Annotated in this window: 8 protein-coding genes; 4 read left to right on the top strand and 4 right to left on the bottom strand. The window is 58.8% G+C overall.

Annotation, left to right across the window (positions count from 1 at the left end; translation table 11 throughout):
- Nucleotides 1-134: 134 nt before the first annotated feature.
- From LDZ21_RS14710 to LDZ21_RS14695, 4 genes are all read right to left on the bottom strand, one after another.
- Nucleotides 135-758 carry a hypothetical protein gene (locus LDZ21_RS14710; RefSeq protein WP_244795565.1) on the bottom strand — a complete coding sequence of 208 codons (624 nt, stop codon included), beginning with the start codon at nucleotides 756-758 and terminating at the stop codon, nucleotides 135-137.
- A gap of 2 nt (nucleotides 759-760) precedes the next feature.
- A complete protein-coding gene (locus tag LDZ21_RS14705; protein ID WP_244795564.1) occupies nucleotides 761-3,193 on the bottom strand; it encodes a hypothetical protein in 2,433 nt (810 codons plus the stop codon).
- Between the two features lie 73 nt (nucleotides 3,194-3,266).
- A complete protein-coding gene (locus tag LDZ21_RS14700; protein ID WP_244795563.1) occupies nucleotides 3,267-5,639 on the bottom strand; it encodes a type VI secretion system Vgr family protein in 2,373 nt (790 codons plus the stop codon).
- A gap of 433 nt (nucleotides 5,640-6,072) precedes the next feature.
- Nucleotides 6,073-6,393 carry a LamG-like jellyroll fold domain-containing protein gene (locus tag LDZ21_RS14695; protein ID WP_244795562.1) on the bottom strand — a complete coding sequence of 107 codons (321 nt, stop codon included), beginning with the start codon at nucleotides 6,391-6,393 and terminating at the stop codon, nucleotides 6,073-6,075.
- Nucleotides 6,394-6,507: 114 nt separating this feature from the next.
- Here LDZ21_RS14695 and LDZ21_RS14690 point away from each other — a divergent pair, with 114 nt between their 5' ends.
- The 4 genes from LDZ21_RS14690 (at nucleotide 6,508) to LDZ21_RS14675 (ending at nucleotide 9,455) form a co-directional block, all read left to right on the top strand.
- Nucleotides 6,508-7,419 carry a tyrosine-type recombinase/integrase gene (locus LDZ21_RS14690; RefSeq protein ID WP_244795561.1) on the top strand — a complete coding sequence of 304 codons (912 nt, stop codon included), beginning with the start codon at nucleotides 6,508-6,510 and terminating at the stop codon, nucleotides 7,417-7,419.
- A gap of 206 nt (nucleotides 7,420-7,625) precedes the next feature.
- Nucleotides 7,626-7,883, top strand: a complete 258-nt coding sequence (locus LDZ21_RS14685; protein ID WP_244795560.1) for a hypothetical protein — start codon at nucleotides 7,626-7,628, stop codon at nucleotides 7,881-7,883.
- A 199-nt stretch (nucleotides 7,884-8,082) separates the two neighbouring features.
- Entirely contained in the window at nucleotides 8,083-8,301 is a 219-nt protein-coding gene (locus LDZ21_RS14680) for an excisionase family protein (protein WP_244795559.1), read from the top strand.
- Nucleotides 8,302-8,318: 17 nt separating this feature from the next.
- Nucleotides 8,319-9,455, top strand: coding sequence for a site-specific integrase (locus LDZ21_RS14675; protein ID WP_244795558.1), 1,137 nt, complete (start codon nucleotides 8,319-8,321; stop codon nucleotides 9,453-9,455).
- The last annotated feature ends 208 nt before the right edge of the window (nucleotides 9,456-9,663 follow it).

Here is a 9,663-nt window from a genome sequence, read left to right as displayed (position 1 = left end):
TCCCCCATCAAACGAAAAATGTACATCGAATAGGCCTGCCTTTCGTAGTAACCGTTCCCGCCTCCATTGACCAATCTTTTCCTTGTGATTCGTCTGATCGCTCAGATCATTGGACGGCAGCGATATTGCCAGTCCTAATTGCGCAGGGAGGTATCAACGAACTCCACGCTGCGGAGGATTCTTAGAACGAACGGAAGCAGACTGCCCTTCGGATCGCCAAGGTACATAATGGGCTTACTGCCACACACAGCAGTGGAGTCGTGAAATATGCAGAATGCGAGGTAACGCTCGCGCTGTGCCGGATTACCGTCTCGGTCGTCTTGTGTCAGATAGAATCCACGTCCATTGACTGACTTTAAGTCACGCACCTTGGTAAATGCACTCAGCAGGCTCGAATCCCTTTCGCTGTCGTAATATGGAACCCACCTTCCATGTTCGCCATCGTAGGTAGCACCATACTGGCGTGCGATATCCTCTTTGGACTTATCGACCAAATTATCACAAACAAAGTCAACGGAAAATTTCGTGAGCGATGTCCGACCAGGCGGCCTGTCAGTCCAATAAGATGCATTGGATTGCATTTCACTAGCAAAATGACCTTTGAAGTAATCATTAACGCTTATAACGCAGTTCTTTCCCATGTCGACCACTAGTCTTGACGACTCGTTATCAACAGAATGTTCTTCAATAGAGTTCGAGACCAATGGGGCGACTGCTAAAGACAATCCAATAACGGATAATAAAATCATTTTACGCATGTTCACCCCCTCCGTGGAACGCGGCCTTCAGGAAATCCAAGTACAGGGTCCCCCGTTGCATCCGGAAATTTGTTGTCGGCCAGCACAGCTAACGCCTGCCCGTATGCTACGCATCGAGCGATGTAGCCATTAAACGGTCTATTAGGTTGCCCCACTGCACTAGGGAGATTCACAGATGCAGACGCATCCCTAAAGCTCATGCTATGGTAATAAATCTTGGTGCAGGGCGAATTTGGCCGCGGATGCTTCGGATCTGGCGGTCGCGTTGCAGTTATTGATCGCCTTACAAGAACCGTCCGCCTATCAGCGTAACGCCCCATGCCCATCTGAGCCCAGTAGTAGCCTGCGCTGTCGGAGGGGGCAAGAGTGTCTTCCGGCGTGACAGGCGTGCCCTCCGCACCAACTTGCTCGCGCCAGCCGATGCACAAAGCCGTCGCTCCGCTGACCGAGTCCGCCAGGTACAGTTGGGCCTGAGGGCGATGCTGGTTCGCCTGAGCTTGCGCGCGTGCCAACGCATCGCGTGTGGCTTGTGAAATCTGAGACTTACGTCCTCGAAAATCCCAATATCCGATATAGTTCGACGAGTGTGTGAGCTGCAGAAATCCTCGGCCGTCCCATGGGTAGTACCATTCATTGCGGTTATTCTCATGCAATTTCTCGAGCCACTGCGTTTCCTGCACAGAGTTTCCAAAGAATACCGCCATGCGTTCAGGAGTTGAGATACTGTACTTTCGCAAAGCAATATTCAACGGGATTCGATGTCTTCTCGCGAGGTCTGACCGACGTGCCGAATACGCCACATCCTCGTAGTACAACACATTCGCTCCGGCCTCGCGCAGCACTTCTGTCGGCAGCAATTGTTTAAATTCGATGGCACTTAACCACCCACACATCCTAAAGTGCCGAATAAACGCCAATGGATGAAAGAACCAAAGCTCCTTCCCAGCGAGCGGTGTCTTATCCAGAAATTGAGACTTGCTCAGAAACGCGAGGAAATTCGAGTAACCATTGGGATTGGTCAGCGTCTGCTTACCAAAAAAACCATCAGGAGCTTTCAGATCTCGATAACGGTCCTCATTGTCGGACGGGTCCCACTCGCTTCGAGCTTTGCAGATCAGCCCCTTCAGTTTGGGACGAACGCCGTCCGCATGACGCACATACCCCGCAAGCTGCTGGTTGGCATGGTCGGCGTTGTTCTTGTCGTACTCCAACGGCTGCACCATGCCGGCAGTCGTCTGTGGGTCCGCTACGCCGGTTACACGACAAAGCTCATCGTATCCGCATAGTCCATTTTCCCTGAAGGGCGTGTTGCCATCATCAATCTTTTGCCAATCTTTGAAAAATGGAAAGTCGGCGTCAGACAATTTGATGACTGCGTCGGGCGCAACATTGACGTAACCCTGAGTGCCAGTCTCGTTGAATGGCACTGCAATCCAGGTGGCAGGAGCCGCTCCAGAAGCGACCGGATGCGAGAGAATGCGCCCAAACCGCAGCATTTCATAGCCATCGCTTGGGCATGCCGAATAGAGAGCCATTGCGCGCTCATACAGGTCGTACTCGTACTGCTTGGTGTCGCTATCGTAGGGATCTGCAATAGGACTAGGCGTTAGCAGAGTAACCTTGCCACTATTGCCGCGGTCGATCCAGGCCTTCGTATAGCGCCGCCCTTTGTGGAACCATGCCTCGACATACAACGTGTCATGTTGACCGACTGAGCCGCCGGGCACACGCGGAAACCACCTGTCGCCCATGCCCGCCGGCTGCGCCGCCAATTCCACTGGCCCCTTGATAATGAAATAGGAATGTCCCCAGTAGTCAGTCGAGGTGGGCTGAATCGGGCGCTTCTCGCCTAATTGAACCTTGTGCCCGGCCTGCTCGAACCACGACGTGAAGTCACCCGTGGTCATGAAAATCTCGAAGTGCAGATGTGGCACGCCCTGATGCTGCCCCATGTAGCCAAGAATGTCCTTGCGATATACCTTCTTCGTTCCACCCGGCAGAACCTTCCCATCGTTGCCGCCTGATGTGTCGAGCAGCCACTTCGGCAACGCATTCGCCGATCCTGTCTCTGGAGGATTGGTCGGCTGCGGAACGATTCGCTGCTGACCGTTCATGTCCAGCAAGTGCATATAAAGCGAGTAGAACGTGATCGTTCGCCCCTCACCCGTATCGGTCGTGTGTTTGAGCAGCACAAAGCCAGCGTTCGAGTTTAATTTGGGATGGCCGGTGGTTGCGTCGATCGCGCCGTCAGAGATGGCGTTTTGGCAGACCCGATACGCTACGACTTCGCCATCGGCGATCGCACGCACGGGCTCTGCGTGGCCCGCGCCCTGCGTGCCCGGATTCAAATGAATCCCGCAGTGAAAACGTCGATCGAAGGCAATCGGATAAACGCCGTGATGGCCAATCTCGAACTCGTCGACAAAGTCCATCATGGGGTCCGGCCTCGACGCATCGTTAGACGTCAGGCCGGAAGCGGGTAGAAATGGAGGGCTGATAATCATTGTTTTAGTGCGACGACGAATACTGGTCTGAAATTTTCAGGCTACTTCTTGGCAGCGATGGCAACGGCGTCGCAGCATTACCCGGCCCCTGGAACGTGAACGACGCCGCCTTGATGACGAACGCGCCTGGACAGTTGAACGTCATGTTGCCGTCCTCGATCACCAGCGACGCCCCGCCGCTGTTGAGCGTGATCTTCGATTTGGCCGCCACCTGCACCTCCGCGCTTTCGCTGGCCATGCGCAATTGCTGTTGCGCGAACAGATCCATGCCGCCCGTTTGCGCGGCGATTTCAACCGGCCCTTTCGCCGCTGTCAGTCGCAGCCCGAGCTTGTGCGCACAGAGAGAAATCAGATCGCCCGCCACCATGCGCAAGCGTCGCGTGATGCTCACGTCCATGTCCTGGCCTGCCGTGACGATCACGCTCTCGCCCGCAGAATGCTGGACCGATTTCGGCGTGACGAAGCCCATGCCGCCCGGCGCGCTGGCCAGCAGGCCCGCATCGCGAAGCTCGTTCAATCCATCCAGCAACGCCGATTGCGTCGCACGATCCGCTGCATCGCCCTGGGCCTGTGAGGTCGCGGCCGCCAGATCCGTCACACGTTGCAGCGCAGCCTTCAGTTGCGCCACCGCAGCGGGCATCTCCAGATGCGGCGTGTCAGCGCCAGCCGCTGCGTCAGCGGAGAAAAACAGACCTTTTGCTGCGCGAACGGTCGCCCAATCCCGGCTGGTAATTTCGACGCCGGTCCCACGCGCAAGCTTCTTACTATCGAGCAGATACCCGAGGTTCACCGCCGACTGACCATGGACCGTGGCAATACGCGCGCTCTCCTTGCCCTGCAAGTCATTGAACACGGTTTCCGCGCCACGCAACGGCGAACGCCAGATCGCGTAGCTGAACATCGCGTCTGCGCCATGCACGACATCGGGATGGGAATAGTCGTGCAGCGCCCCGGAAATATGCATGCGGTCCACATCGCCGTGCGCTCCTTCCAGCAAAACCTCTGTCGATGGAAGCAAAGGCGCGTGAAAGCCGCCCTGATACGACGACGACGGACGCAACAAGCGCAGGTTAAGCACCTGCTTTTCGACGCTGTCCGAGCCTTGCAAAAACTTCGGCAACACGGGATAACGCCCGTGTTCGTCCATGCATCCGTAGGGCGAGCTATCGAACGTAGTCACCACGCCGACAACCGGACCGCTCAAAAAACGCCAATGCTTCTCGTAATCGAACTTCGGACGGTAGACCAGATGCGCGGGCATCGCCTTGAACCGGTTGTGCGCCGGCTTCGTGCGGCTGCCCTTCATGATCATCGACTTGATCACGAACCCGTATGGGGCGATGGGCGACTTCGTATTAGTCAGCTTGACCACCACGCCCGGCAGGAGCGCCTTCACGTTACTCGTGCCACGAACCATGAGCTGACGGGAAACTTGCTCCTCGCGCCGAATCTGCGCCCGAGCGTTGCCTCCTTCCTGCGTCAGATGGAATTCCGTGCTTCGGTTGATCTGACCGAACACCGAGCGGTCACCGTCCTCGTCGGACACACATGTTGCGGCCCGCAGCGGCTCTTCCGGCGTGCGATAGTTGCGCTCCCACAGTTCGATCGTCTCCGGCACCAATGCGCGCTCGCCATCGAGCGTCAGGATCGCCTCGTGCCAGTTGTTGTTGAGCCCGGATGCCGGTAGCAGCGGAACGTCGATTGAACGCACATAGGCGCGCGGGTTGTCCGCAAAGACGATCGTGTCGAGCTGGCCGTCCTTGCCGCGCCCTTGTTTGTAGTACCAGACGATCCCGTTGCGTCGGCAATGGCGCGCGATAAACGCCCACACGGACTCTTCGTACATCACGACCTGTTCGAGCTTCTCTTGCGAACCTTCCAGCTTGAACTCGACATCGACCGCATCGAAGTTCCTTCGGTCGACCAACAGTTCTGTGACAATTTCCTGAAAGGTCTTATCGACGAAGCGCCGGGACCCGTGCACGCGCTTGCAGAGCGCAGCGAACCGTGGTTCGATGCGTAATTTATAGGCAGACTCGTCCCGGCTCGTGCGGATGCGTTTCCAGCGGGTGACAACGCCATTGAAGGCCGCCGCATCATGATCAACGGCATCGACATAGTTGACTGAGGGCACCGTGACGCGCTCGTCGATATGCAAACCCGCGCGGCGTCCGACACAAAGCTTGCCGTCGATGTCGAGCTGCGACGAAGTTACCGTGACATCCACGACGTAGTCTTCGCAAAAGCCAGAACGCATCTTGAATTTGAGCACGTCAAGATCGAACTCATGTGTTCCGATCCAGATGCTCATGTGCTGACTGAGGCGCGCGCTTGGATGACGCAGCGCGTCGATCAGCGGTTTTGTCACAGCATTCATACGCCATCCTTTCTTGTTCAGAGCAACGACGTGAGATCGTTGTGCGCCCATTTTTGGACGATGAATTTAGGATTACATCCTACTCAGGTCAATGCCTCGCATGATCTGCGTATTGGAAACCCTACACTTCGGTGAAAATTGGTGACGAATTAATGCAGCAGATGTATCAAGGCCCATTCGCGTGATAAGCGTGCGCGCCTAAGCAGGCCGAAATACGATTGCCAAACATCAATTACTTGATTAGACACAGTGCTTCCTGGCTGCTTGTACTCAAGGCCCTGCCGACTGAGCAGCCGCCTCGCTCGGTCAACCTTCGCCTTGGGCACAGTGAGCGTACCGCTGTGGTTCCCACCGTCTGCAACGCTGTTCGAGTCACCCGCGACATGGATGAGCGTGCAGGCCGACAACACGAGCAATGTCGTGACGACGAGCGTTAAGCGGACAACCATAAGGACACGCGATGGGGGACGAGGCCCGCTGCGTAGTGCGCCGCAACCTGCTGGGCGCTCAGCGCGCTGCCATACAGGGCGACTTCCCCAATTGCGCCATTCAATGCGCGGCAGGTCCAGCCGGTCGAGCCAATCTGCAGCATTGCGCGGATGGTGACGTTGGTGGAGTGGGCAGTGGTGAGCAGTGCGCCATTCAGATAAAGGCAGAAGGCACCGTTCTGATAGGTGACGACTTTATGATCACCGTGCCCAACGCGGGCGCTGCGTTGCTCGCCGACTGCACATTGCCGTAGCTCGCCGGCCACAGAATCGTGTCGGACACGGCGTTGCCGCCGGCATAGGCCCCCAGGCTCCAGTCCATTCCGGACTGCGTACTGGTTCCGCCGTTCCACGTCTGGTTGCCCAGAAACCGCGCGCCGATGTTGGTGCCCCACGGCGTGCCGTGTGAGCCATCCGCGCCCGATACCTCCAGGCGTTCACGTTGGACGAGCACTCCGCCGACCAGGCCGGACCGGCGCAAAACTGATCCGCAGCGAGGCCGGCCGCAGGGCACCCTGCCGCTGCGCAACCTGAAGCTTTCGCAAATCCTGACGGCCATCGCCAGCCGTCGCGAACTGTCGGACAAGACGATCAACAGCTACGTCTCCGTACTGCGCCTCGCGCTCAGCATCGCGGTGGCCGACGAGTTGATTCCGGCCAATGTTGCCGAATCAGTCTCGCGCGCAAAGCACCCGCGTCAGCTCACCGATCCGTTCTCGCGCGAGGAGTCCGAGGCGATCATTCCAGAAGCCGCGCGGATGGACGAGCATTCAAAACTACATCGAACTGTGGTTCTGGTCGGGCTGCGCACGTCGGAGATCAACGGGCTGGAATGGCGCTACGTCGACTTCAAGGACAATACGATCGGCATCGAGCGGGTTCTCGTCGCAGGCGGGCAGAAGAACCGGACCAAGACGGCCGAGGCGCGGCTTGTGCGCCTGAATAGCCGCTCACGGGCCGCCCTGCTGCGCCAGCGCGCCTTCACCCAGGTCGCGGGGCGGATGGGTGTTCCAGGACCCGCGCACGGGCAAGCGGTGGCACAGCGAGGAGGCGTTCCAGCGGGTTTACCGGGTGCCCATCTTGAAGCGGATTGGCATCGGCTACCGCCGGCCCTACGACATGCCGCACCCCCAGTGGCTCAGATTTCAAATGCGTTTAACAATGACGCCCGCGTTCTGCGCGAAGCAGCTTGGCCACACCGTCGAAATGTTCCTTCGCACCTATGCGAAGTGGATCGACGGCAGCCAGAACGACCGGGAGATGGCGCGGCTGGAATCGGCGCTCACGGGTGAAGAAGCGGCGTCGAATGGCTCGCATTGACACGAGCGGCGCGATATCACTGTCAGTGATTTTTATTGACTAGATCGAAGCCGGCCGCGGCGAGAGGTACAAGATTTCCGAGTGAAGCACCTGCTCACCAAGATGTTCGACGATGTCGCGGTTCACGTTATCGAAGTACACGCCACGTCCGGCAAGCCGCAATGAGTCCACCGGCCGTATGCGACTACGACTGGAAGCAGACGTGAGGTGCCTCGTCTCCGACAAGAACGTACGCAAGCTGCTCGCGCGTCATCCGTCGCTCGAAGTCAGCCGCACTGACCATCACGTGCGCGTGCGGCACCGAGGCACCGGCGACTTCGTGATCGTCTCGTCCACCAGTTCGGACTGGCGCAGTTTGCGCAAGGTCCAGCAGGACCTGAAACGGCTCGAGGCGGGCGTGGGCTATTTGCAGCGGTCCCGCTCACGCCGGCGCTGAAATCAAGCGGCATGTGCGCCCCGCAGACCCAAAAGCGACACCTGCGCCCGAACCTGCACCCATTCGACACCCACGAGTGGATGTTCACGGCACGCAACGGTATCGTCGACCTGCGTTTGAACCAGAGAGAGAACGCCAACAGCCGCAGTGACGGGAATCCATCGCACAGTGGTCCAGTCATCACAGAGGATCACTAACGATGATCACGCCACCTACCCCGCTGTCGCCCGTCCACTACGTGACCATCGCACGAGCCGCTGAGATGACGGGACTGAGCGAGAAAGCGATCCGTCGCAAGATCGAGGACGGCAAGTGGATCGCTGGACGCGAATATCACCACTCGCCGGACGGCGGCATTTTTATTGACTTACGAGCTTACGAGAAATGGGTCGAACGAATCGAACATCGGGCGGAGTAGAAATCCGCGACACCTCCATGCGCATGCACTTCACCGTCGAGGGCATGCGCTACCGCCCCACGCTCATGATCGACGGCGAGGCCCTAGCGCCCACGCCCGCGAACATCAAGTATGCGAACCGGCTGATCATCGAGATCTGCGAGCGCATTCGCACCGGCACCTTCATCATGCGGGAGTACTTCCCGGACTCCGACGAGACCACGAGCCCCGCCGAGCTGACCGTCGAATCGTGGCTGATCGAGTGGCTCACCACCCTGCGTATCGAAAACTCGACGCGCGGCGGCTACGACGCGGCCATCAAGTTCTGGAGTCGCGCGCCATGCGACGGCAAGCAGCGCACGCTTGGATCGATACCGCTGCGGGCGTTGAAGCTGTCGCACATTCTGACGGCAATTGCTTCGCGTCCTGACTTGAGCGGCAAGACCATCAACAACTACGTCTCCGTGCTGCGTCAGGCGTTCACACTCGCCGTCACCGACAAACTGCTGTCGACCAACCTCGCCGAAGCCGTACCGCGCGCCAAGCACCAGCGCCAGCCTGCCGATCCGTTCTCGCGCGCCGAGTCTGAGGCGATCATCGCCGAAGCAGCGAAGGTCGATCCACAGATTCACAACTACATCGAATTTTGGTTCTGGACGGGGCTGCGCACCTCTGAGCTCAACGGACTCGACTGGCGCTACGTGGATCTTTACGGCGATGCGGTCTCGATCGAGCGCGTGCTGGTCGGCGGCGAGGAGAAGGACCGCACCAAGACGGCCGAAGCGCGGCTGGTGCGGCTCAATAGCCGCTCACACGCCGCGTTACAGCGCCAACGTGCGGTCACAGGGCTCGCGGGCGGGCGCGTGTTCCAGGACCCGCGGTACAGCCGCCCCTGGCACAGCGAGGAGGCGTTCTTGCGGGTGTATTGGTCGCGCATCCTGAAGCGGCTCGGCATCCGCTACCGGCGCCCCTACAACATGCGCCATAGCTATGCCACCAGCATGCTGATGGCCGGCATGACGCCCGCGTTCTGCGCCAAGCAACTCGGCCACACGGTGGAGATGTTCCTGCGCATCTACGCGAAGTGGATCGACGGCAACCAGAACGACCTGGAGATGGCGCGACTGGAGTCGGCTCTGGGCACGCGGGCAGCAAACGGCGCCAGCCCCGGCTGAAACCGCACGCAGCGGGAGTGGGAGGAAGAACTCCGGCGACGCCGACAGCCCGGCACACACCGCCCCAAAAGGCCCTACACGGCCCATTCGATAGCCGCCAGTTTCCACCTGAACACGGCCGCCAGCCGCGGCAAACCGATCGTCAATTCAGGAGGCCGAAAACGAAATTGTCCCTGGGATGTCCCTGGACGCCTCTCAATTTCCGTAA

This window comes from Caballeronia grimmiae (assembly GCF_022879615.1).
GTDB lineage: Bacteria > Pseudomonadota > Gammaproteobacteria > Burkholderiales > Burkholderiaceae > Caballeronia > Caballeronia grimmiae.
Note: the sequence above shows the minus strand (reverse complement) of the source record. Positions and strands in the feature narration are given on the sequence as shown.